This is a genomic window from Staphylococcus equorum, from assembly GCF_001747895.1.
Classification (GTDB): domain Bacteria; phylum Bacillota; class Bacilli; order Staphylococcales; family Staphylococcaceae; genus Staphylococcus; species Staphylococcus equorum_A.
In genome coordinates, this window is sequence record NZ_LNNB01000035.1 from 12,883 (window position 1) to 37,268 (window position 24,386).

26 protein-coding genes and 1 riboswitch are annotated in these 24,386 nt (G+C 32.1%); of the genes, 17 read left to right on the forward strand and 9 right to left on the reverse strand.

The genetic code is table 11. From position 1 onward, the window contains the following. Window positions 1-117: 117 nt before the first annotated feature. Window positions 118-954, forward strand: a complete 837-nt coding sequence (locus AST02_RS13330) for an aldo/keto reductase (RefSeq protein ID WP_069818190.1) — start codon at window positions 118-120, stop codon at window positions 952-954. A 198-nt stretch (window positions 955-1,152) separates the two neighbouring features. Here AST02_RS13330 and AST02_RS13335 read toward each other — a convergent pair whose 3' ends face one another. From AST02_RS13335 to AST02_RS13345, 3 genes are all read right to left on the reverse strand, one after another. Continuing rightward, window positions 1,153-1,509, reverse strand: coding sequence for a fluoride efflux transporter FluC (locus AST02_RS13335; RefSeq protein ID WP_069818191.1), 357 nt, complete (start codon window positions 1,507-1,509; stop codon window positions 1,153-1,155). Continuing rightward, window positions 1,506-1,871: a fluoride efflux transporter CrcB gene (crcB, locus tag AST02_RS13340; protein WP_069818192.1), complete on the reverse strand. Its 366-nt coding sequence runs from the start codon at window positions 1,869-1,871 to the stop codon at window positions 1,506-1,508. Before crcB ends, AST02_RS13335 begins: the two co-directional genes overlap by 4 nt. 67 nt (window positions 1,872-1,938) lie before the next feature. Continuing rightward, window positions 1,939-2,244 (reverse strand): hypothetical protein, encoded by a 306-nt coding sequence (locus AST02_RS13345; protein WP_002507278.1) that lies wholly within the window; start codon window positions 2,242-2,244, stop codon window positions 1,939-1,941. Between the two features lie 282 nt (window positions 2,245-2,526). Here AST02_RS13345 and AST02_RS13350 point away from each other — a divergent pair, with 282 nt between their 5' ends. The 3 genes from AST02_RS13350 (at window position 2,527) to AST02_RS13360 (ending at window position 4,638) form a co-directional block, all read left to right on the forward strand. Further along, a complete protein-coding gene (locus AST02_RS13350; RefSeq protein ID WP_069818193.1) occupies window positions 2,527-3,240 on the forward strand; it encodes a transaldolase in 714 nt (237 codons plus the stop codon). 186 nt (window positions 3,241-3,426) lie between these two features. Further along, window positions 3,427-4,062, forward strand: coding sequence for a pentapeptide repeat-containing protein (locus tag AST02_RS13355; RefSeq protein ID WP_069818194.1), 636 nt, complete (start codon window positions 3,427-3,429; stop codon window positions 4,060-4,062). A 126-nt stretch (window positions 4,063-4,188) separates the two neighbouring features. Continuing rightward, window positions 4,189-4,638, forward strand: coding sequence for a hypothetical protein (locus AST02_RS13360; RefSeq protein WP_046465620.1), 450 nt, complete (start codon window positions 4,189-4,191; stop codon window positions 4,636-4,638). A gap of 10 nt (window positions 4,639-4,648) precedes the next feature. Here AST02_RS13360 and AST02_RS13365 read toward each other — a convergent pair whose 3' ends face one another. Both AST02_RS13365 and AST02_RS13370 read right to left on the reverse strand, forming a co-directional pair. After that, on the reverse strand, window positions 4,649-5,071 hold the full coding sequence (locus AST02_RS13365) for a competence protein ComK (RefSeq protein WP_069818195.1): 423 nt from the start codon (window positions 5,069-5,071) through the stop codon (window positions 4,649-4,651). Window positions 5,072-5,089: 18 nt separating this feature from the next. Next, complete coding sequence (locus tag AST02_RS13370) at window positions 5,090-5,554, reverse strand: sigma-70 family RNA polymerase sigma factor (protein WP_069818196.1); 465 nt, start codon at window positions 5,552-5,554, stop codon at window positions 5,090-5,092. Window positions 5,555-5,774: 220 nt separating this feature from the next. On the opposite strand from AST02_RS13370, the gene AST02_RS13375 reads away from it, so the two are divergent. Then, window positions 5,775-5,999, forward strand: a complete 225-nt coding sequence (locus AST02_RS13375; RefSeq protein ID WP_046465617.1) for a hypothetical protein — start codon at window positions 5,775-5,777, stop codon at window positions 5,997-5,999. A 163-nt stretch (window positions 6,000-6,162) separates the two neighbouring features. After that, window positions 6,163-7,014 (forward strand): N-acetylglucosaminidase, encoded by an 852-nt coding sequence (locus tag AST02_RS13380; RefSeq protein WP_046465616.1) that lies wholly within the window; start codon window positions 6,163-6,165, stop codon window positions 7,012-7,014. A gap of 552 nt (window positions 7,015-7,566) precedes the next feature. Here the strand turns inward: AST02_RS13380 and AST02_RS13385 are convergent. Further along, entirely contained in the window at window positions 7,567-8,493 is a 927-nt protein-coding gene (locus AST02_RS13385) for an osmoprotectant ABC transporter substrate-binding protein (protein ID WP_046465615.1), read from the reverse strand. 176 nt (window positions 8,494-8,669) lie between these two features. Between AST02_RS13385 and AST02_RS13390 the strand changes: the two genes are divergently transcribed. From AST02_RS13390 to ribH, 5 genes are all read left to right on the forward strand, one after another. Further along, window positions 8,670-10,139, forward strand: coding sequence for an FAD/NAD(P)-binding protein (locus AST02_RS13390; protein ID WP_069818197.1), 1,470 nt, complete (start codon window positions 8,670-8,672; stop codon window positions 10,137-10,139). 284 nt (window positions 10,140-10,423) lie between these two features. Continuing rightward, a riboswitch (FMN riboswitch) is annotated at window positions 10,424-10,557 on the forward strand. A gap of 162 nt (window positions 10,558-10,719) precedes the next feature. Beyond that, window positions 10,720-11,763, forward strand: a complete 1,044-nt coding sequence (gene ribD, locus AST02_RS13395; RefSeq protein ID WP_046465613.1) for a bifunctional diaminohydroxyphosphoribosylaminopyrimidine deaminase/5-amino-6-(5-phosphoribosylamino)uracil reductase RibD — start codon at window positions 10,720-10,722, stop codon at window positions 11,761-11,763. A gap of 6 nt (window positions 11,764-11,769) precedes the next feature. Next, window positions 11,770-12,402 (forward strand): riboflavin synthase, encoded by a 633-nt coding sequence (gene ribE / locus AST02_RS13400; RefSeq protein WP_046465612.1) that lies wholly within the window; start codon window positions 11,770-11,772, stop codon window positions 12,400-12,402. Between the two features lie 10 nt (window positions 12,403-12,412). Beyond that, window positions 12,413-13,594, forward strand: coding sequence for a bifunctional 3,4-dihydroxy-2-butanone-4-phosphate synthase/GTP cyclohydrolase II (locus tag AST02_RS13405; protein WP_046465611.1), 1,182 nt, complete (start codon window positions 12,413-12,415; stop codon window positions 13,592-13,594). Window positions 13,595-13,606: 12 nt separating this feature from the next. Further along, window positions 13,607-14,065 carry a 6,7-dimethyl-8-ribityllumazine synthase gene (gene ribH, locus AST02_RS13410; RefSeq protein WP_046465610.1) on the forward strand — a complete coding sequence of 153 codons (459 nt, stop codon included), beginning with the start codon at window positions 13,607-13,609 and terminating at the stop codon, window positions 14,063-14,065. Window positions 14,066-14,178: 113 nt separating this feature from the next. Here the strand turns inward: ribH and AST02_RS13415 are convergent, their stop codons facing one another. Further along, the gene (locus AST02_RS13415; protein WP_069818198.1) at window positions 14,179-15,180 is read right to left on the reverse strand and encodes a proline dehydrogenase family protein; all 1,002 of its coding nucleotides are present in this window, start codon (window positions 15,178-15,180) and stop codon (window positions 14,179-14,181) included. Between the two features lie 264 nt (window positions 15,181-15,444). Between AST02_RS13415 and AST02_RS13420 the strand changes: the two genes are divergently transcribed. From AST02_RS13420 to AST02_RS13430, 3 genes are all read left to right on the forward strand, one after another. Continuing rightward, window positions 15,445-16,269 (forward strand): alpha/beta fold hydrolase, encoded by an 825-nt coding sequence (locus AST02_RS13420; RefSeq protein ID WP_069818199.1) that lies wholly within the window; start codon window positions 15,445-15,447, stop codon window positions 16,267-16,269. A gap of 247 nt (window positions 16,270-16,516) precedes the next feature. Continuing rightward, entirely contained in the window at window positions 16,517-17,473 is a 957-nt protein-coding gene (locus AST02_RS13425) for an L-lactate dehydrogenase (protein ID WP_046465607.1), read from the forward strand. 149 nt (window positions 17,474-17,622) lie between these two features. Next, a complete protein-coding gene (locus AST02_RS13430) occupies window positions 17,623-18,024 on the forward strand; it encodes a transcriptional regulator, SarA/Rot family (protein ID WP_021339039.1) in 402 nt (133 codons plus the stop codon). 131 nt (window positions 18,025-18,155) lie between these two features. Here AST02_RS13430 and AST02_RS13435 read toward each other — a convergent pair whose 3' ends face one another. Together AST02_RS13435 and AST02_RS13440 are read right to left on the reverse strand one after the other, a co-directional pair. Beyond that, entirely contained in the window at window positions 18,156-18,716 is a 561-nt protein-coding gene (locus tag AST02_RS13435; protein ID WP_046465606.1) for a tRNA (mnm(5)s(2)U34)-methyltransferase, read from the reverse strand. Next, window positions 18,713-19,666, reverse strand: a complete 954-nt coding sequence (locus tag AST02_RS13440; RefSeq protein WP_046465605.1) for a TIGR01212 family radical SAM protein — start codon at window positions 19,664-19,666, stop codon at window positions 18,713-18,715. The genes AST02_RS13435 and AST02_RS13440 overlap by 4 nt, the downstream gene beginning before the upstream one ends. 110 nt (window positions 19,667-19,776) lie before the next feature. Here AST02_RS13440 and AST02_RS13445 point away from each other — a divergent pair, with 110 nt between their 5' ends. The 3 genes from AST02_RS13445 (at window position 19,777) to AST02_RS13455 (ending at window position 24,087) form a co-directional block, all read left to right on the forward strand. After that, a complete protein-coding gene (locus tag AST02_RS13445) occupies window positions 19,777-20,946 on the forward strand; it encodes an MDR family MFS transporter (protein WP_046465604.1) in 1,170 nt (389 codons plus the stop codon). A 396-nt stretch (window positions 20,947-21,342) separates the two neighbouring features. Next, window positions 21,343-23,757, forward strand: coding sequence for a leucine--tRNA ligase (leuS, locus tag AST02_RS13450; protein WP_069818200.1), 2,415 nt, complete (start codon window positions 21,343-21,345; stop codon window positions 23,755-23,757). An 18-nt stretch (window positions 23,758-23,775) separates the two neighbouring features. Next, window positions 23,776-24,087, forward strand: coding sequence for a rhodanese-like domain-containing protein (locus tag AST02_RS13455; protein ID WP_069818201.1), 312 nt, complete (start codon window positions 23,776-23,778; stop codon window positions 24,085-24,087). Window positions 24,088-24,386: the final 299 nt, after the last annotated feature.

The window sequence follows — 24,386 nt, forward strand, 5'->3', positions numbered from 1 at the left end:
ACAATGCATTTTAAGTATTAATTCGAGATAATTTGGTAAATTAAAGTCCTTTTAATTTATAATTTAAAGAAAATTGATTAATATAATAGTTATCTAAATAGAAAAGGGGATTTTAATTTGGAACATGTAACTTTTTATAATGGCAATGAAATGCCAATTGTTGGTTTAGGTACGTTTCGTGTCGAAAACAGTGACGAATGTAAAGCATCAGTAAAACATGCGATAGAAAATGGTTACACACATATAGATACGGCAATGGTATATGAAAACGAAGAAAAAGTAGGGGAAGGTATCGCAGAAGGTTTAGCAGCTACAGGTAAGCAAAGAAGTGATTTGTTTATCACATCTAAATTATGGTTAGCAGATTATGGTCGTGAAAACGTTGCAGATGCTTATGAAACGAGTTTAAATAAACTTGGATTAGATTACCTAGACTTGTACCTCATGCATTGGCCAGGTACAGATGAAGCTTTAATGATAGATACTTGGCAAGGTATGGAAGATTTATACAAAAATGACAGAGTGAAAAACATTGGTGTAAGTAATTTTAAAACAGAGCATTTTGAAGCGCTGTTAGCCCAAGTTTCTATTAAACCTGTGATTAACCAAGTTGAATTCCATCCATATTTATTGCAAGAATCATTAAGCAGATATTTAGAAGTACAAAATATTCACATGGAATCATGGTCGCCACTCATGAATGCGCAAATTTTAGAAGATGATACTGTAAAAAGTGTTGCATCTGAAGTAGGAAAATCATCAGCCCAAGTGATTATTCGTTGGAACATAGAACATGGTGTTGTAGTAATACCTAAATCAGTAACGCCTTCTAGAATAGAAGAAAATTTAAATGTATTTGATTTCCAATTAACGTCAGCACAAATTGAAAAATTAGATAAACTCAACGAAGATAGAAGAATTGGACCAGATCCATCTGAATATAGTGGGCACTAGTAAGAAAAGAAGAGAGTGAGTTACAAATACGCACTTCTTAAATAAAAAAGGACCAATCTATTCGTTTTACTAATAGATTGGTCCTTTTTAAATATTTTTATTTTGAAACCGTATGTTTAAATAATTTTATAATAGGGATGGCGATTGAAGTTATTAATACCTATTGTATTTATATGCATCTGAAGTACAATTCATCGGCTAAATCATGATGTATCCTAATAAACAGGATAAAAATGAAACGCCGTATTGTAGTAAAGAATAAATTAAAAAGTTAAAAATATTCTTTTCGGATGTTAGTAATTTGACTAACTCTGAAGATAAAGTAGAAAATGTCGTTAATCCTCCGAGAACGCCGACAACTATAAAGGGATGGACCCAATCTATATTTAATGTCATACCCATCAATAAACCAATTATTAAACTGCCTAATATATTAACAATTGGCGTTGCAATAGGTAACTTACTATTAAATCTACTTGTACAAACGTTAGTAATAAATCCTCTGATTACAGCTCCGAGACCGCCACCTAACATAACTAACAGTAATTGTGTCATGATATACGAGCCCCCATTTTCACACCAAGATAACAGACAAGTATACCTATAATATAACTACTTAAAGCGTATAGAATCATTAATAAATATGTCTGCTGTTCTAAAAATGAAACAAGCTCAAATTGAAAAGTAGAAAAGGTAGTGAGTGCGCCTAAAAATCCAGTAGTTATACCTTTTTTAAGTAATGGATTATTTCTAAAATACTTTATAGTCATCGTTCCAATAAGTCCCATTAAGAAAGCGCCAACAACATTAGCAATAAATGTGCCTGCTGGAAATTCAGTAGTTTGATTGATGAATGTTAATAGATATCTTAGTAAAGCACCAATCGCACCGCCTATAAAAATATATAAGTATTGCATTGTTTTTATTCTTCCTCTCGACAAAAAATAAAAAACTACAAAAGTATTATAACTTTTGTAGCATTAATTAGAAAATAATACCAAACGTTGATAGTGAAGCAACGATATGGATGATAAGCACTACTAATATCACATAAGGTAATATTTTACTCGCTTTTCTAACCCATCCAGAATTTTCATGTAAGTGTTTAATTGATTTATCTGCTAAAATAATTGAAATTATTAAAATAATAGCGTTAATAATACTACAAACAAAAATTAATTTGATCATTGAACTAAAATGCATAGTAATTAGAGGATTTCTAGTATTAAAATACAAGCTAATAATAACCAATAAACTAGATAAATAAAAATAAAGTTTTGAACGTGCCATATTTACCTCCTAGTACAATTCATTAAATAATAATACCATAGATTTACAAAAAATTAACTAATTTGTAAATTTAGAATATATATATATTTAGATTTATAGTAAAACATAACAATATAGAGCTTTAAGTAGCTTAATGTTTCTTTTTACTCTAAAGATTTTGACAATTTAAGCAAAAAATTAGAATTTAGTGATTAATGGTGGTATAAATGAGTTGTATGGTTAATAACCGTTATAAGAATAATTCTTTATTGAATTATTTATTTAAGTCAGGAGGAATTAGTAATGGCAAAATTAAATGTTGAAGTGTTTGCAGATGGTGCAGATATTGAAGAAATGAAAACAGCTTACAAAAATAAACAAGTAGATGGTTTTACTACTAACCCTAGTTTAATGGCAAAAGCAGGTGTAACAGATTATAAAGCTTTCGCAGAAGAAGCTGTTCGTGAAATTCCTGATGCTTCTATTTCATTCGAAGTATTCGCAGATGATTTAGAAACAATGGAAAAAGAAGCTGAAATTTTGAAACAATATGGTGAAAACGTATTTGTTAAAATTCCAGTCGTAAACACAAAAGGTGAATCAACTATTTCTCTAATTAAAAAATTATCAGCAGACAATGTACGTTTAAATGTAACTGCTGTTTATACTTTAGATCAAGTTAAAGAAATTACAGAAGCTGTAACAGAAGGTGTTCCAACATATGTATCAGTATTTGCTGGTCGTATTGCTGATACTGGTGTAGATCCAGTTCCAATGATGAAAGATGCAGCAGAAGTAACACATAGTAAAAAAGGCGTTAAATTACTTTGGGCAAGCTGTCGTGAAGTAATCAATGTAATCCAAGCGGATGAAGTTGGCGCAGATATCATTACATGTCCTGCAGACGTTGTTAAAAAAGTAAATAACAACCTTGGCCGTGATATTAACGAATTATCAGTTGATACAGTACAAGGATTTGCTAAAGATATTCAAAGTTCAGGATTATCTATTCTTTAATAGAAGATTAAGAAATTTAAATTTCAAATAATAATAAGCTGAGGCAATTCATTCTAAATGAGTTGTCTCAGCTTTTATATTGAGCATAAGTATAGGATGCTAGGATATCTGTTATACTGTTGAAGTTCTTAAAATATATATACTTGTTCGATTAAACTATGAATGATATAGAGGGGAAGATGATTTATGAAAATACAACAACCCAAAATCAGCGCAAATTTAGAACTCAAAGAATTAGAAGAAATTTTTCAAGATGAAGATGATATAGTCGAAGTTGCGGAAATACAAAATGCTAATTTAAGTAATAAAGTTTTACAAAGATTTGTAGTTTATGGTTCATATATCAAGGATTGTGATTTTTCTAACTCTGATTTAGGTCGCGCTGATTTTACAGATGTTATTTTTGAAAATTGCGATTTCTCGAATACGAAAATGGATCATGGTTCCATACATAGAGTGACATTTAAAAATTGTCGTATGACCGGAACTTTATTTAACTATATGAGGTTTGGAAATACAGTGTTTGATGAAGTGAAAGCTGATTTTATAAGTGTTGTGGACTCTAAGATAGAAGCACTGATGACACAAAAAAGTAACTTTGAAAATGCTGAATTTCATAATTCAAATTTGAAAAAGGTTGTTTTTGACAATAGTAATTTAGAGCATTTATCAATTTACCAAACCTCATTAAAAGATTGTGATTTGAGCCAATCTTATTTTGAGTCATTTGTGGTTAATAAAGAAGACTTATTAGGTTGCAAAGTTTCTAGAAATCAAGCTGTACAATTTGCAGCATTAATGGGCTTAGTTATCGTAGATTAGATGAAATAAAAATCGATAAAATTAAAGTTAATACAAATATTATAAAATTTAATTGAATAACTTAGATAATTGATTTATTATTTAATGAGTATAGTGTACTGTGAAAGTTCTAAAGGAGAAACATTTATGAAACTAGATATCTTTAAACAAAAAGTTAAAAAGCAATTATGGTTTTTAAATAAAAAAGAAAAAAATCAATTGAATGAAGTATTAGAGAAAGTTACTAAGTCTAGTGATGGACAAAATTTTAATCGTCCTATTGCATTTTCAAATCAATTTTTAAAGGAATATGTCTTTAAAGAGAAAGTTGTATCATCAACACAATTATTTGCATTGCTTATAGGTATTTTAATCACATATATCGTGCTCTTAGGTTTGTTTTTATTTGGTTTTTTGACAAGTCTATCATCTGTGCAATACTTTATTAAACCTGAAGTGCAATTATCTACAACCACTGTTATTTTGACCTTGATTGGCTCAATATTACTATTAATCGTTAGTTTATATTTGATTAAAATGGTAACTGCTTATTTTACGAAAAAATTATTAGAATATAAGCATAATAAAGCGCTATAGTTGGATCGTGTTAAGTTAAATGGTGAGAAAGTGTTAAACTTTCTTGCCATTTTTTATGAATAAATACATAGGAAGCATTAACTGTAATATAGGTAGCGTTCCCAAAATATATAATTGTTTGTGTTCCTTTTGACTTTAATCCAGTGATTGGGATTGCGTTAATATAATATTGTATTGGTGAGCGCTGTGGTTTTACTGGAAATAATGTTATATCGCTATTAATAAATATTGGAACGATCTTGCGTATTTTTAGTAATTGTTTGGCTTGTTTCGTCTGAAGTGTTAAAGATAAATGTCGTGATTCTAAAAAATAATTTAATGTGAGATTAATTGTAGTAGGGTAAGTGAATTGGTGTGTAGTATATTGGCATATTGTTAATGTTTCTGGTCCAAGAACTGTTTTGAAATAAAGTAATTGAGTAAGTGGCGTCATATCATATTCACCTCAATCTTAGGTATAAAATTTTAAATGTTTTTGTTGAATTCGTTTTTGATAGTTTTTTAAAGTTGAGACAGAACAATTTAGAAGTTTTGCAATTTCATATTGTTTAAGTCCTGCAAATTTTAATCGTAACCATTGTCGTTCTTTATCAGTCAATAACGATAAAAATTGTTGGAAAACTAGCATACTGTCATAATCATCATTACTTAAAGAAGCTTTAACTTCTTGTTCTAAAGGATTAACTAGAAGTAGTGGTTGATGTTTGCGGAAAAGGTCTATCAAATAGAAATTTAATCGTGAATATAAGAAGGTGTTTAATGAGCTGCTTTTTTGTGAATTGTAGATTTTGCTTAGCTCCCACATTTTAATTAAGAGGAGTTGAGCATATTCATCATAATTGTACTGAATATTGTACTTTTTTAATAGATAATGAATAATATGTTTGTACTTTTTATAAATTTCTTCAAAGATCATTCATGCTCTCCATTGTCGTATATACAACATATATTTCCGGATGTTATTATTTTATTATAAGAAATAGTAATTTTCATTTGCCAAATAGGGATAATAGGTGTTAAATAGTAGTCATAAGATAGATAAATTTTAAGTTTTATAACATTAGCGCGTATTCAACTTAAAGATATAACACTTTAGAGGTATATTATTATCTTCGGACAATTATCAGGAGGTTTATATGGATTACGCATATTTAAATTTAGAACATTTTTTTGCAAGGCATGATGATTTGGATACGATTAAAGATAAATCAGATTTTGTTATGATAAACAACATGGCAAAAGAAATGATGTATCGAGATGGGGAAATAGAAGGTACGATTGATTTAAATCGTTATTTTTATAAAAATAGATCACAAGCTGCAAGCTTTATTATAATGGATTATTATAAAAGTCAAGAGTAATGAAATTAAAATTTCATTACTTTTTTTATGAATATGTAACAACGTTCATATTAAATTGTCTGTTCAAGTAATTAGTGTTAAACTTTATTATCGGATGGCTTTAAAGCTATGATACATATGACGAAGGCGTGTCCTTCCTAATTATTACCTAAGAGGTGTAAACATGACGAAGCATAAAAAAGGCTCAATTCTATCAATCATTGGTTTATTGATAGTCTTAGGTGTAGCTGCGGTTGTTGTTTTTTCAATGATCTCAGATCAAATCTTTTTTAAAGAAGTTGACGAACAAGAAAAAGTAGAAAATCTTAAAGTAACTTTGGATAAAGCATCTAAAAAACAAATTGATAATTATACTAGCCAACAAGTTTCAAGCAAAGATAATAAAACATGGAGAGATGCGTCATCTACTGAGATAAAAGCTGCGATGAACAGTAGTGAATTTATTGAAAGTGATACGCAAAAATACCAATTTTTAGAATTAGATAAGTATCAAGGTATTGATGAAAATAGAATAAAACGCATGCTCATAGATAACCCTACGTTGTTAGAGCATTCAGATGATTTTATAAAAGCAGCACAAGACAAGCACGTTAATGAAGTTTATTTAATTTCACATGCGTTACTTGAAACAGGCTCTGCTAAAAGTGAGCTTGCAAGTGGTGTAGAAATTGATGGTAAAAAATATTATAACTTCTTTGGTGTAGGTGCACTTGATGAAGATCCGATTAAAACAGGTTCAGAATATGCTAAAAAACATGGCTGGGACACACCACAAAAAGCGATTAGTGGTGGGGCTAACTTCATTCATGATCACTTTTTATCTAATGAAGATCAAAATACGCTTTATAGTATGAGATGGAATCCTAAAAATCCAGGAGAACATCAATATGCTACAGACATTAAATGGGCTGAAAGTAATGCGACTTTAATGGCTCATTTCTATGAAGATATGAAAACAGAAGGCAAATATTATAAATATTTTGTTTATAAAGATGATGAAAAGCACAAAAATTAGATAAGTATTTGAAATATTAGTTCTAATACAATAGAACGAAGAAAACCAATTGCTATAAAAGTAGTTGGTTTCAGACTGCCAACAAAGCCTCTGACTTTGTTGGCAGTTTTTTTGTGCACGCTTTCCGCTGGCACTGCCTTAGCCTGTAGTCTTCAGCTAGTGATTTATTAACGAGTCAGGAGTCGGACCAAATTACTGGCAATATTATAATATATATAAATTTAACAGTGGTGGTGTTTATTATGTTGAATCAATCAATTGATAATGGAAGAACATCTATAAATCCTATTTTTTAATTGATATTATTCTCTTGAAGTAAGCCTTGTTTATTAATTTCATAATTTATATAAAAAAAAGAGTCTCCAATTTTGGAAACTCTTTTTTATTATTCTACTTTGTTTTTTTTGCTTATAAGAATGAAGAACATGAGCGCTGATATAAACACTTTTATAGTAAATTTCATATTATCACATCCTAATCTATGCCAACATATTAACATTAAATGGGTGTGAAGATACATCAATAACTACATACAGGTGTATATACTGAGCATTATTCTTTTTCAAAGTAATTGTGCTCTTTTAAAAATTCTTCTGCAACAACTGCGGGCTCTTTGCCTTCTCCATCTGCTTCATAATTTAATTTTTGCATTTGCTCCGTACTTATTTTATCGTTCAATTTATTAAGTGATTTCTTAACTTCTGGTTGTTCTTTTAAAAGTTTATTTGGTGCTACAGCACTTGCATCATATGTTGGGAAGAACTTTTTATCATCTTCAAGTACTACTAAATCATAAGCTGCAATTCTACCATCAGTCGTATAGCCTAGTGCAACATCTAATTTTTTACTTTTCAAAGCATCGTAAACGAGTCCGATTTGCATCGGTTTAATAGAATCAAAAGCAAAACCATAATGTGCTTGGAAAGGTGCATAACCATCGCCCCCACGTTTAATCCAAGTTGTATCTGTGCCTACGTCTACCTGATCTTTTACTTTTTCTAAATCTGAAACAGTATGTAAATCATATTTTTCAGCAGTTTCTTTGGTTACCATAAAGGCAAAGGTATTTTCAAAACCATATGAATCAAAAAAGGTCTGATTAAATTTTTGCTGAAACAATTTTTTAGTTAAAGCCATCGCTTTTTTAGGGTCAGTAACGGGTTCAGACTCAAGGACACCCACTAAATCTGTCCCAGTATATCGCGTGCTCGAAATATCAGCATCGTTATTCATTAGCGCATTATGCTGGATTGTAGCTGAGCCTAAGTTATTAATGATTGAACCTTTAGTTTTACCTTTTGTATCATGTTCGATAAGATCTATAATCATATACGCCATGATTTGAGACTCACTCGTAGCCAAAGCTGAAACTTTAATCTCGTTCTTTGATTGACTTCCACCAAGTCCTGGCAATCCACAACCGGATAATAATATTGTGCTTGCTATAATTAAAAATAATAAATGTTTTAAAAATTTCATTGTCTAGCTCCTTAAAATAAGTACAGAAATAATATTTTTTCAATATATTAATATTAACATATTTATCAAAATATTATAACAACGCTAAATTGTACGGTAGTTGAATACATTAGCATGTAATATAAGGTTAATCATTGCTATAATGAATATAAATAAATTTAATAAGGATGTGTACAATGCGAATAGCTATCATAGGAATGGGCACAGCGGGTGTAAGCTTGCTAAAGGAATTAGTGAAACATGATAATTTTGCAACAATGAATATAGACATGTACGATAATCCTAAAAATATGGGGCAAGGTGTACCTTTTCAAAATGACAGTGATCAATTATTAATCAATATGCCTGCGAAACAAATGTCTTTAAATTTAGATAATCAAGGTGAATTTTACGAATGGTACAAATCTCAATCGATATTTAAGTTTTCTAATCCGGAGTATTTACCAAGGTTTATATTTGGTCATTATATGAAAGATTTTTTAGAAAAATATAATCAGCAATTTGAAAATGTCCAGATGATTAAAGAAGAAGTGTCAGAAGTTTTCATTGAGGCTGATGTAGGTCAAACGAATGTTAAATATTATGTTTGTACGTCGAAAGACATGTCGAATTGTCAAAAGTATGATGCTGTATTTTTAACGATTGGTACACTGTCATACCATGATCCATACCATTTGAAAGGAAAAAAAGGATATATTCACACACCATATCCAACTTATAATACGTTAGATGATGTGAAGGATACTGACAGAATTGCGATCATTGGCACAGGTTTAGCATCTTTAGATGTAATTCGTTATGTTACTGCACATCATCCTAAATTACCAATTACTATAACAAGTCGCAAAGGTCAATTGCCAAGCGTGAGAGGCGAAATGCCTGACATTGAATTTAAATACTTAACACCTGAAAATTTTAATGCAATAAAGAACGAAAATTTTGGAAACGTACCTTTGGAAAAAGCACTAAATTTATTTATGAAAGATTGTGCATATTATGATATTGCAATTGAAAAATTAGTGCACCGTAGACAAAATGACCCTGTGAAGGATTTAACATATGATTTAGAACACGCAACTGAATTAGGGGCATTCCAAAGTATACTTGAATTAGTAAAAGAGAATTTAAATTGGATTTGGAATAGTTTCAGTAGGGAAGATCAAAAACAATTTTTAAAAGATTACCAATCTATATTAAAGGATAATTCTAATCCAATGCCTCCACGCACAGCTCGATTAATTATAGATCATATCAAAAATGGGACTATTGAAATTAAAAGTGGTCTAGAGGATGTTCAATATGAAGCAAGTCAATTTTGTTTCAAATATAAAAATGAAACAGAGGCAAACCATAAATTTGATGTCGTAATCAACGCAACTGGTTCAAAAACCCAACTTTCAGATCTTGATAGTGATGATCAATTGGTTTTGAATCTTGAAAATAGACAGGTTGTACAAGCGCATCCACTTGGTGGTATTCAAATTATTGCTGAAACAAATCAAATTATAAGCCCTCGCTATGGAACACTTAAACACATGTACGCATTAGGTCAATTAACAAATGGAATCAATCAGTCTCGAAATGGTGTAGCAATGATAGTTAAACAAGCAGTTAGCATAGTAAATCAGTTATTACCGAATAAGTAATTACAAAAATAAAAACATTAACTGTATGGTTTCGAGAGGTTAATCTGTTAAATGATAACTAGATTATTAAGGTTATAAAAATCATAATAAAAATTAATTTATTTTTTCATTAATTTAAGTAAAAAGCTTTTCTTATTAGTATTTAAAGCATTTTAATAATAAGAATACGTTAAAAATAAAGCCGACTTAGATAATATGAATTGTCATTCTGCCTAAAATGTAGTACGATATTGGTGTAACTTAGTAAGAGTTACTTGACTCAATCATTAATTACAATTTCATAGATATTCTTTCGGGGCAGGGTGAAATTCCCAACCGGCAGTAAACAAAGCCTGCGACCTGCATTTGATTATTCAAATGTGGCTGATCTAGTGAGATTCTAGAGCCGACAGTAAAGTCTGGATGGGAGAAAGAATGAAGTATAACAAAAACGACACTTTTTAAGTGTTTATTTGGCATACACTTATGTTTGAAAATGGATAAGTGTATTTAACTTGAAGCTAATGATGTTATATCAATATATATCCCACACCTGAAATATTTTATTTCAGGTGTTTTTTTATTATTTAGAGGTGATAACGTGAGTCAATATTTAAATTATGCAATCCAATTAGCAAAAATGGTGAATGGTCAAACGGGTGTAAACCCACCTGTAGGCGCGGTAGTTGTTAAAGACGGCCGAATCGTAGGGATGGGCGCACACTTAAAAAAGGGCGATAAACATGCTGAAGTACAAGCGTTAGATATGGCACAAGATGAAGCTAAAGATGGTACCATTTTTATCTCATTAGAGCCATGTACACATTTTGGTTCAACGCCACCTTGTGTAAATAAAATTATTGATTTTGGCATAAAGAAAGTCATATATGCTGTAAAAGATACGACTTTACCGTCTAACGGTGACGAAATATTACAACATGCAGGAGTAGAAGTTGAATTTCGTCATAATGCAGAAGCAGAACACTTGTACAAAGACTTCTTTATAAGCAAAAGTAAAGAGGTTCCTGAAGTGACAGTTAAAGTAGCTTGTAGTTTAGACGGTAAACAGGCCACTGATGAAGGTGAAAGTAAATGGATTACGAATACAGCCGTTAAGCATGATGTATTCAACTTACGTCATACGCATGATGCTGTACTTACAGGTAGAGGCACGTTAGATGCAGATAACCCTCAATATACAACACGAATTGAGGAAGGTAAGCATCCTATAAAAGTGATTTTATCGCGATCAGGCCAAATTGATTTTGAATTAGACATGTTTAAAAATGCTAATACACCTATTTGGATTTATACACAAAATAAAAACTTGAAAACAGATATTGAACATGTAGAAATTATTATTTTAACTGATTGTTCAATTGAAAATATTTTAATAGATTTATATCAAAAGGGAATTGGGAAATTGTTAGTAGAAGCGGGTCCAACCGTATCTTCAGCATTTCTACAATCTCAATATACGAATGAACTTATCTTATATTATGCCCCGAAAATTATAGGTGGTTCTGGTAATTATCAATTTTATCAAACTAAAAACATTTTTGGATTATCAGAAGTACCACAATTCGAAATTGTTAATTCCCAAATGCTTGAGCAAAACATTAAATTAGAGTTGCGAAAGAAGTGAATAATCATGTTTACCGGTATTGTTGAAGAAATAGGCACGATTAAAAAAATAACGACACAACAATCTGTAGTTAACTTAACGATTGATTGTGAGACCATCTTATCAGACATGCATATAGGAGATTCTATAAGTGTGAATGGCGCATGTTTAACTGTTGTTGATTTTAATAAGCATTCGTTTTCTGTACAAGTAATTAAAGGTACAGAAAATAAGACTTATCTAAATCATTTAAACCAATCTGCAGAAGTGAATTTAGAAAGAGCGATGAGTGGTCAAGGTCGTTTTGGAGGACACTTTGTGCTCGGGCATGTAGATGAAGTAGCTAAGATTACACGTATACAAGCATCAGATAATTCTAAAATTGTAACAATAAAGCCTACTACTACACTTATTAAACAAATGGTGCCACAAGGATCCATAACTGTAGATGGCGTAAGTTTAACTATTTTTCAATTAAAAGATGCTGAATTCGACATTCATCTCATTCCTGAAACGCGAAGATCCACTATTTTAAATCAAAAACGTGTAGGCGATCCGGTCCATATTGAAACTGATATGTTATTCAAATATGTAGAGAGAATTGTCAGTAATAATGAATCAGGATTAAGCACCGAAAAACTTAGAGCATTTGGATTTTAGGAGGGGTAATATGAAATTAGATAGTATAGATACAGCGCTTGCGGAGCTTAAAAAAGGTAAAAGTATTGTGGTCGTTGATGATGAAAACAGAGAGAACGAAGGCGACCTAGTAGCTGTGACAGAATGGATGCAAGATAATACCGTTAATTTCATGGCGAAATATGGTAGAGGACTCATCTGTGCACCAATTAGCAAAGATATAGCCAGAAAATTAGAACTCAATCCAATGGTGAGTCATAACTCTGATGTTTATGGTACAGAGTTTACAGTGAGTGTCGATCATATTAATACGACGACAGGTATTAGTGCTGGAGAAAGAACAATGACAGCAAAAGCGTTAATAGAAGAAAATGCAACAGCTAGTGATTTTAATAAACCAGGTCACTTATTTCCGTTAATTGCACAAGATAATGGTGTGTTAGAAAGACGTGGTCATACAGAAGCATCTGTTGATTTAGCAAAACTAACAGGAGCAAAGCCAGCAGCATTAATTTGTGAAATTATGAATGAAGATGGCTCTATGGCTAAAGGTGAAGAATTAGAAGCCTTTAAGGAAAAGCACGAGCTTGTAATGATTTCTATTGAAGATTTAGAAACATATAGAAAATCACTCACATCTAAGTTAGAAGCAAAAGCAAAAGTAAAAATGCCTACTAAACATGGTAAGTTTGATATGTATGGTTTTACTTCACAAACGAGTGACGAAGAACTTGTGGCGATTGTAAGTGGAGACATAAAGAAAACTGAGAATGTGCGTATTCATTCTTCTTGTCTGACAGGCGATATTTTTCATAGTCAAAGATGTGATTGTGGAGAACAACTTGAAGCTTCTATGAAATATATAAGTGAACATGGTGGCATTATTTTATATTTACCTCAAGAAGGTAGAGGTATTGGTTTAATTAATAAGTTGAAAGCATATGAGCTTATTGAACAAGGTTATGATACTGTGACAGCTAATATTGCTTTAGGTTTCGACGAAGATTTGAGAGATTATAAAGACGCCGCAAAAATTTTAAAGTATTTTGGTATTGAAAGCGTGAATTTGTTAAGCAATAATCCCAAAAAATTCGAAAGTCTAGAAACTTATGGTGTAAATATTGCGAAAAGAATTGAGCTAGTAGTTCCAACAAATAAATTTAATCAAGATTATATGGATACAAAAAAAGAGAAAATGGGTCATTTAATATAGGAGGGCAATAAGATGAATTTTGAAGGTAAATTAATAGGTTCAGATTTAAAAGTAGCAATTGTGGTAAGTAGGTTTAATGATTTTATTACAAATCGTTTATTGGACGGGGCTAAAGATACTTTAGTGCGACATGAAGTACCGAAAGAAAACATTGATGTAGCATATGTACCAGGTGCATTTGAAATTCCATTAGTAGCTAAAAAATTAGCTCAAAAAGGTGAATATGATGCTGTAATCACTTTAGGTTGTGTAATAAGAGGATCTACTTCTCATTATGATTATGTTTGTAATGAAGTGGCGAAAGGTGTTTCTAAGGCAAATGATATTGCTGATACACCAGTTATCTTCGGTGTTGTGACAACTGAAAATATTGAACAAGCAATAGAACGTGCCGGCACAAAAGCAGGAAATAAAGGTGCAGATGCAGCAATTAGTGCAATAGAAATGGCTAATTTATTAAAAGAAATATAATAGAATCAGACTGAAGCACTAACTTTTTTATAAAGGGATATAGGTGTTTCTACTAAAATAAAAAGAATTGGACTTAACGAAATCGTTATTGTCCAATTCTTTTTTGTTAAAGATTATTTTTTTAAAAGACGATATACTAAAGCACTAGCTGCTCCAAAGGCAGCAACTACACCTGTAACGATACCCGCTTTTTTCATTACTTCGGGTTTCATTAACTCTTTAAACATTAAATTTAAATTTTGAGGTCGTTCAGCTAGTCGTCTCATAAAGTAACTAAACCAATCATCCCCATATGGTACATAAATACAGAAATTGTTACCTTCACCAGCTATTTTCTCCGCTAAATCAGTACGGAAACCATATAACATTTGAAATTCGTACTGATTTTTTTCAATATTATTATCTTTGATAAATTGTTTTATATGTGTAATAACTTTATCATCATGAGTGGCAATTGAAGTTACATTTTTAGCGTTTAATAGTCTTTTTTCAATTAAACGTATGTAATTTTCGTCAATGTCTTCTTTAGTTTGATAAGCTATTGTATCAATTTCTTTATATGCGCCTTTAACCATGCGCAATCGTAATTCCGGATATTTTTCTACAAGTGTATCAGCTTCATATAAATAACCTTGAATTACGGTACCTACATTTTTGAATTCACCTTTTAAACGGTCTAACACTTGCGTGATGTCAAATAAACTATCATACTTTTCAGTATCGATATTAATATGCATATTATTAAACTCATTCGCTTTTAATAATATTTCACGTAGATTGCGATAAGCAAGATCTAAATCAAATTCAGAGCCTAACTGGCTTAATTTAATAGACATGTGACCATCTAAGCTATGATTATAAATAGCATACATCACTTCTAATATTTGATCTTTTGATTGAATTGCTTCACCTTCAGTTACAACAAATTCTCCAAGGCAATCTACAGTAACTGTAATTCCCTTGCTGTTTAGACGTTCAATTGTGTTTAATAAGGCTTCGATTGTATTGCCGGCAACCACTTTATTAGCACCGAGCATTGGACCGATTTCCTTAGCAGTCTTATTTAAAAAAGGGTTGTTAGATAACCCGATAAAAAAATTTTTCACAATTGGCATATTAATTCCTCCCATTCTGCTTACAGCTGATCTTTCAATATAAGTGTAGCATGAATCTAAAGGGAATGAAATCGTTTACAATAGAATATATTACACTTTATTTTATTAAATACACTTATGGCAAAGTGTTGATTATAAGATGCTTTTAATTTTTAAAACAAATTGAGTTTTTCGCGTCTATGGTTATCTTTAAAATGGAAAAAGTACATCGTATTTTGATACAATAAATATAATGAAATTTAACGAGAAGGGGAAGTATGTATTATGTGGAAATGGGAAACCGAAAAGGAAGCTAAAGGTGTCGTTGTAATTGCACATAACATGCTTGAACATACGGGAAGATACGCATATGTAATTACGATGCTTCGCCGAAATGGATATCATGTTATTATGGGCGATTTACCTGGACAAGGGCAAACGTCACGTTCTAACAAAGGTCAAATTGACAGTTTTGATGTATATCATGAGCATATTCTAGAGTGGATTAGAATAGCGAATGAGTATAAAATACCTACTTACGTGTTAGGTGTCGGTTTAGGTGGTTTAATTACACTTAATTTACTTGAAAAAGTAGAAGTACCAATTGAAGGTTTGATGCTTTTATCTCCACTTTTAGAATTTAAAAAGAGTAATAAATCTCGTAAAGACAAAATAATTTCAAATATAGGTAAAGTAGCTAAAGATACAAGGTTTAAAGTAGGGATTACAGTTGAAGACTTAACACGAAACGAAGAAGTAATTGAAGAAACAAAAAATGACCAGTTGATGTTGCAAAAAGTAACTTATCATTGGTATAAACAAATCATAGAAATTATGAAAGAAACGGTAACACATTTAACTGATATTAAACCATTACCACTATTGTTAATGTATGGTCTAGAAGATCAAGTTGCAGATGTATCAACAATGGAATTAATTAAAGACAAAGTCACAACCGAAGAATTATATTTCAAAGCATGGGAAGGACTTTATCATGAGGTACATAATGAACCTGAAAGAGATGAAGTAATGAGATATATTTTGGCATTTTTAAATAATAGTGCAAGCAATAACGGCTTTATCGTTCATGATGAACATGAAGTATCTTAATTAAAAGAACCCTTATACTAAAATAGAGTAAGAAAAGCATCGGAAAACTTTAAATGTTATCTGATGCTTTTTTTTATAAAATTATCGAAAATATGGTGTATGCGCATCTATTAGAAAGATTAACAAAAGAAGTTTGTGAAAAATATAACAAAGTCATTGAAAAACTCATGAAATACTGTTATATTTATATTGTGAAACAAATCACAAACATTAACTAAATGATTGAATACGTGAGGAGCGTCATATAATGAAACAAATTAAAAATAATAAAGTAGTTTTAATAGGTGATGGGGCAGTAGGTTCAAGTTATGCTTTTGCGTTAGTAGCTCAAGGTGTTGCTGATGAATTAGTAATTATTGATTTAGACGAAGAAAAAGTTAAGGGCGACGTCATGGATTTAAATCACGGTGCGCCATATGGTGATTCACCAGTGAAAATCAAAGCAGGCGCATATAATGAATGTACAAATGCAGATTTAGTAGTTATTACTGCTGGAGCAGCTCAAAAACCAGGTGAAACACGCTTAGATCTTATCGAAAAAAACACCCAAATTTTTAAAGGAATTGTTTCTGAAGTTATGAAATCTGGATTCGATGGTATTTTCTTAATTGCAACCAATCCGGTAGATGTCTTAACATATGTGACATACAAAGTGTCTGGTTTACCGAAAGAAAAAGTGATAGGCTCTGGGACAATTTTAGATACAGCACGTTTTAAATATGAATTAGCTGAAGAATTTGGCGTTTCACCAGGTAGTGTGCATGGTCAAATCATCGGTGAACATGGCGATTCAGAATTAGCGGTATGGTCTCAAGCTAATATAGCCGGTCAATCTTTATATCAATTTTTAAAAGATGACCCTGAAAAACAACACAGGGTAGAAGAGATTTTTACAAATACGCGTGATGCAGCCTACGACATAATACAAGCAAAGGGCGCAACGTATTATGGGATTGCAATGGGGCTATTACACATTACAAAAGCAATTTTAAATAACCAAAATGTTGTACTAACAGTTTCGAGTTATTTAGAAGGTGAATACAACCAAGAAGATGTCTATATTGGTGTACCAACACAAGTAAATAAAGAAGGTGCTGTAAAAGTTTTTGAAATGCCTCTAGACAGCCATGAGCGCGAATTATTCGAAAAATCAGCTACTATTTTGAAAGAAATGCAAAATAAAATATCTCATATAATTGCATAATTCATAGTTTAAATTTAAACTGTATATAAGATTAATTTTATTAAAAATTCTAATGTTAATTCAGTGAAGAATTTATTTACTAAGAATGATGTTTTTTGATAAATTAATTTTACATGTTTAACTTTATACTATGATTGGGGGATTATTCTATGGGGAAGACATTTACTGATAATGTTGATGGCGTTTTAAGATTAGAAATGGTGTTGAATGACATCGAAGATATCTTTAACAAAGTTCAAAAGCAGTACAAGATGTCGAAAGAAGAAATTTTGATTCTTTTAACGCTTTGGAAAGAAGGATCGATGACTTTAAAAGAAATGGATGATTTTGTGCACATTAAATCTTATAAGCGTACAAGAACTTATAATGATTTAGTGGAAAAAGCGTGGATCATTAAAGAAAGACCACAAAATGACGAACGTACAGTTATCATTCATTTCAATGAAGATTTAAAAGCGCAACGGGAAAGCCTTTTAAATTTCTTCAAAGAAGAAATTGAATCAAAATCAACTAGCATTCAAACTAGTCTTAAATCTATCATTAACTTATAGGGAATAAGCAAAGCCTCGGTAGTCAAATACCGAGGCTTTTGTTTGTCTTTTTTATTTTATTTTCGAATAAATTGTTAATAATCGTGATTGTGTTAAGAAATTATATCTTGAACTCATGAGGTATTCACAGTCTAAATTTTTTCAAGTGCACAGATGAACGGCGGGTTATTCTGTTGATTGATAAATTGATATTGCAATACATGTGCTTTAGTTTGATCAAACTGTGACAAATATTCAATTACAGCATCACGTTCTAATTTACCTTCATCATGACCATGGTAGATCACTAAAATAATGACGCCTTCCGGAGCTAATATGTCAAAAATTGAGTTGATAGCTGATAATGTACTTTCAGGGTGGGTAACAATCGATTTATCACCTTTAGGTAAATATCCTAAATTGAAAATGGCAGCATCCACTTTACCAGCTTCAATCTCTTGAATATGCTGTTTTACATGCGCATGACTATCTTGAATCAACATTACATTGTCATAACCTTCAGTTTTTTGTTTTGTATTACTTATAGCTTCTGTTTGGATATCAAATGCATATACTTTACCGTGAGGCACTTGTTGCGCAAGAAAAAGTGTGTCATTGCCATTACCACAAGTAGCATCTATGACAATGCTTTCTGATGTCATATGTTGTTGAAGCAACGTTTTCGCAAATGGTAAAATGCGTTCTAATTTCATGATTTTATCGTACTTTCAAAATGTTTTCCTTGATATGATTCTCTGCGACCTAGTTCATTATCAATTTCGTTCAATACTTCCCATTTATTAACACTCCACATTGGACCTACCATTAAATCAATCGGACCATCACCAGTAATTCTATGAACAATCATTTCTTTTGGAATGATTTCTAATTGATCACAAACTAATTTAGTATATTCATCCTGTGTCATAAATTCTAACATGCCTTTATCATACTGTTTCACCATTGGCGTACCTTTAAGTAAATGAAGTAAATGAATTTTAATACCTTGGACATCCATTTGAGCGACTTCTTTAGCCGTTTCCATCATCATCGTATAGTCTTCGCCTGGCAAACCATTAATAATATGCGTACAAATATTAATGTTATGCTTACGTAATTTAGCGATACCTTCATAATATGTTTGCATATCATGCGCGCGATTGATTAAATCTGATGTTTCTTGGTGTACCGTTTGTAAGCCAAGCTCTACCCATAAATATGTACGCTCATTTAACTCTGCCAAATACTCAACCACATCATCAGGCAAACAATCAGGTCTTGTACCTATTGAAAGGCCAACAACACCAGGTTCCTTCAAAGCAGTTTCATATTTTTCACGTAATTCTTCGACAGGTGCATGCGTATTTGTAAATGCTTGGAAGTAAGCAATGTATTGACCGTCACTCCATTTTTCGTGCATTCTATCTTTAATTTGTTGAAATTGTACATCGATTGGATCCACACGATTACCTGCAAAATCTCCGCTACCTGCAGCTGAACAGAAAGTACATCCTCCATGTGCTACAGTACCGTCTCTATTAGGACAATCAAAGCCACCGTCAATTGCTACTTTGAAAATCTTTTGTCCGAATTTATTTTTTAAGTGATAATTCCAAGTGTGATATCTTTTATTCTCGAATGCGTAAGGGAAAAATTGTCCCATAAAACATTTTCCTTTCTGAATTCATTCTAGTTAAAGATTTTAACATATTTTAATGATATAGTGTTTAGTGTAAAATTAGAAATTTTTAAAATAGAGAGGAGCTTACTGTTATGAAAATGCCTAAATCAGTGTGGTGGTTAGTTATTGGGATGGCATTAAATATCACTGGCTCAAGTTTTTTATGGCCCTTAAATACAATTTATATGAATGAACAATTAGATAAAAGTCTTACAATGGCTGGCTTTGTCCTAATGATTAATTCGTTTGGTATGGTCATTGGCAATTTGTTAGGTGGTAATTTATTTGATAAATTAGGTGGCTATCCAACAATTATGATAGGTACTGTTATATGTTTAATCAGTACAACACTCTTGAATTTCTTCCACGGATGGCCTTGGTATGCGGTTTGGCTCGTAGCATTAGGTTTTGGTGGGGGTATGATTATTCCAGCTATTTATGCACTCGCAGGCGCTGCATGGCCTCAAGGTGGCCGTCAAACATTTAACGCAATCTATTTAGCGCAAAATTTAGGCGTCGCTATAGGGGCAGCATCCGGAGGTTTTGTGGCAGAGTTGAGTTTCAATTATATATTTATAGCTAACTTATTAATGTATGTAGCATTTGCAGTGGTAGCAATTACACAATTTAATATTAAACTTGATGTGAAAGTAAAATCGAATGATACGATGTCTTTATTATCTAAACAAAATAGAGTTCAATTTACTGCGTTGTCACTTTTATGCGTGATGTTTAGTATTTGTTGGATTGCATATATTCAATGGGAGAGTACGATTGCTTCTTTCACTCAAGAAATTAATATGTCAATGAGCCAATACAGTTTGTTATGGACTGTTAATGGTATTATGATTCTGGTTGCACAACCACTAATTATGCCGGTGATCAGGTTGCTAAAAGGTAATTTGAAATATCAAATGTTAGTAGGTATATCGATTTTCATAGTGTCATTTTTAGTGACGAGTTTTGCTGAACAATTTTCAGTGTTCATGATAGGTATGATTATACTGACATTAGGTGAAATGTTTGTTTGGCCAGCTGTTCCAACAATTGCAAACCAATTAGCACCAAAAGGGAAAGAAGGAGCGTTTCAAGGGTATGTTAACTCAGCAGCAACTGTTGGTAAGGCTTTTGGTCCACTTATAGGTGGGGTCCTTGTAGATACACTAAATATGCAAGCGATGTTTTTAAGTATGATAGGGTTATTAGTTATTGCAGTGTTTTTCTTAATGATTTATGATAGGAAATTACCAAAAGACGTATAAGTTATACGTGGAAAATAAAAAGTTTAATCATTTTCTCGAACAGGTGTAAGGCGCCTGTTCGATTTTTTTATAAAAACTAATAAATCGCCACACAGAAACTTTTAGTGTAGCTTTATTTCACGTTTTCCACTTGAAATAAAACCTTTTTTCAAATATCATTAGTAATGTATAGGAGTAGTAACTTGAAAGCTTTTCTACAGAGAACTAGGAAAGGTGGAACCTAGTGTTAAGCATTGAGTGAACTTACCAGGACTTAAATGAATTTATAACATCTCTAACTATTAATTTAAATGAGCGCACATTTAATGTGAAACTGGGTGGTACCGCGGTGAAAGTCGTCCCTTTTGAAGTCGATAATAGTTTGAGGTGTTTTTTTATTGAATAGGAGGAAAAGTAGTGAACTACAATCATAATGAAATTGAAAAGAAATGGCAGGATTATTGGGCAGAACATAAAACTTTTAAAACGAGCGATAATTTAGGTCAAAAAAAATTCTATGCGCTAGACATGTTTCCATACCCATCAGGTGCAGGACTTCATGTAGGGCATCCAGAAGGTTATACAGCTACAGATATTATTTCTCGTTATAAACGTATGCAAGGATATAATGTGTTACATCCAATGGGGTGGGATGCATTTGGTCTTCCTGCAGAACAGTATGCCTTAGACACTGGGAATGATCCTCGTGAATTTACTAAAAAGAATATTCAGACGTTTAAACGTCAAATTAAAGAATTAGGTTTCAGTTATGATTGGGATAGAGAAGTGAATACTACAGACCCAGAATATTATAAATGGACGCAATGGATTTTTATTCAATTATATAATAAAGGACTCGCTTACGTAGATGAAGTTGCAGTAAACTGGTGTCCAGAACTTGGTACAGTACTTTCAAATGAAGAAGTTATTGACGGTTTGTCTGAACGTGGCGGCCACCCTGTGGTAAGAAAACCAATGAAACAGTGGGTATTGAAAATTACTGAATATGCAGATCGTTTACTTGAAGATTTAAATGATTTAGATTGGCCTGAGTCTTTAAAAGACATGCAACGTAACTGGATTGGTCGTTCAGAAGGGGCTGCTATCGCATTCGACGTAGAAGACAGTGATGCCCAAATTGAAGTGTTTACAACACGTGCAGATACTGTATACGGCGCAACCTTCTTAGTGTTAAGTCCTGAACATGAACTAGTAAATGAAATTACAACAGCTGATCAAGAAGCAGCTATCAAAGATTATCAACAAGAAGCGGCTAAAAAGTCAGACTTAGAACGTACAGGTTTATCTAAAGAAAAATCAGGTGTGTTCACTGGCGCATATGCAACGAATCCTTTATCGGGGCAACAAGTGCCAATTTGGATTGCTGATTATGTGCTTGCCACATATGGAACTGGTGCAGTTATGGCAGTACCAAGTGGAGACCAAAGAGACTATGAATTCGCAAAAACATTTGATTTGCCAATTTTAGAAGTTATCGAAGGTGGAGACTTATCGCAAGAAGCCTATGATGGAGATGGACCACATGTTAATTCAGGTGAGTTAAATGGTTTATACAACGAAGAAGCGATTGCAAAAGCAATTGAATTGTTGGAACAAAAAGGTGCGGGTACTCGCAAAGTAAATTATAAATTACGAGACTGGTTATTTAGTCGCCAAAGATATTGGGGTGAACCAATACCTGTAATTCATTGGGAAGATGGTTCAATGACCACTGTTCCAGAAGAAGAACTACCATTACTTTTACCTGAAACGGATGAAATCAAGCCTTCAGGTACAGGTGAATCTCCATTAGCTAACATTTCAAATTTTGTTAATGTGGTTGATGAAGAAACTGGAATGAAAGGTCGTCGCGAAACAAATACGATGCCACAATGGGCAGGTAGCTGTTGGTATTATTTAAGATATATTGATCCTGATAATGACCAAATGCTTGCAGATCCAGAAAAATTAAAACACTGGCTACCGGTTGATTTATACATTGGTGGTGTAGAACACGCAGTACTTCACTTATTATATGCGAGATTCTGGCATAAAGTTTTATATGATTTAGGTGTAGTTCCTACTAAAGAACCATTCCAAAAATTATTTAACCAAGGCATGATACTTGGTGAAGGTAATGAAAAAATGAGTAAGTCAAAAGGTAATGTAATCAACCCAGATGATATCGTGAAATCACATGGTGCTGATACTTTACGTATGTATGAAATGTTTATGGGACCACTTGATGCAGCAATTGCATGGAGCGAAAATGGTCTGGACGGCTCTAGACGTTTCTTAGATAGAGTTTGGCGCTTATTAGTAACTGATGATGGTTTGATTTCTGATAAAGTGGTAAACAATAACAGTAAAGCTTTAGATAAGAGTTATCATCAAACAGTGAAAAAAGTAACTGAAGATTATAATACGTTGAATTTCAATACTGCAATAAGTCAACTTATGGTATTTATTAATGATTGTTATAAAGCAGATGAAATTTACAAACCATACATTGAAGGTTTCATTAAAATGTTGGCACCAATTGCGCCACATATATCTGAAGAATTATGGACGCAACTTGGACATGAAGAAACAATCACTTATCAACCATGGCCTTCATATGATGAATCATTACTCGTTGATGATGAAATCGAGATTGTTGTTCAAGTGAACGGTAAAGTACGTGCTAAGATTAATGTCCCTAAAGACACTTCAAAAGAAGAAATGGAACAATTAGCACTTGGTAATGAAAATGTTAAAGCTGAAATTGAAGGTAAAGAAATTAAGAAAGTCATTGCAGTACCGAAAAAATTAGTTAACATTGTAGCTCAATAATAACAGGAGGAATTATTTATGGAATCTATAACAATTGATGAATTAAAAGAGAAAATTTTAGATAGTGACCCAATTCATATCGTTGATGTTAGAACAGATGAAGAAACAGCTATGGGTGTGATACCAGGCGCAGAAACAATACCGATGAATCAAGTTCCGGATGAATTAAATCATTTTAATAAAGATGAAACATACTACATCATCTGTAAAGTGGGCGGTCGTAGTGCACAAGTAGTACAATACCTTGAGCAAAATGATATCCATGCAGTTAACGTTGAAGGCGGCATGGATGCATGGGGCGACGAAGGTTTAGAAATCAATAGTATTTAAGTTAAAATAAAGCTTATAATATTGAATTGAAAATATTGTAAGTTTTATTTTTAGAGCGTTAATTGCAATTTTAAAATGTCGACAAAGTTTCTGACTTTGTTGGCATTTTTTTGTGCAGTTATTCCATAAGCGCAACATCATCTCATAGTCTTCAGCTATGAACTTGTCGAAGACAAAGATTACTTCAAAGAAAAATACAAATCAAAAAAACAAACAAAATGCTATAAGAGCATTTTGTTTGTTTCAGAGTGTCGACAAAGTCTCCGACTTTGTTGGCACTTTTTTGTGCACGCTTTCCG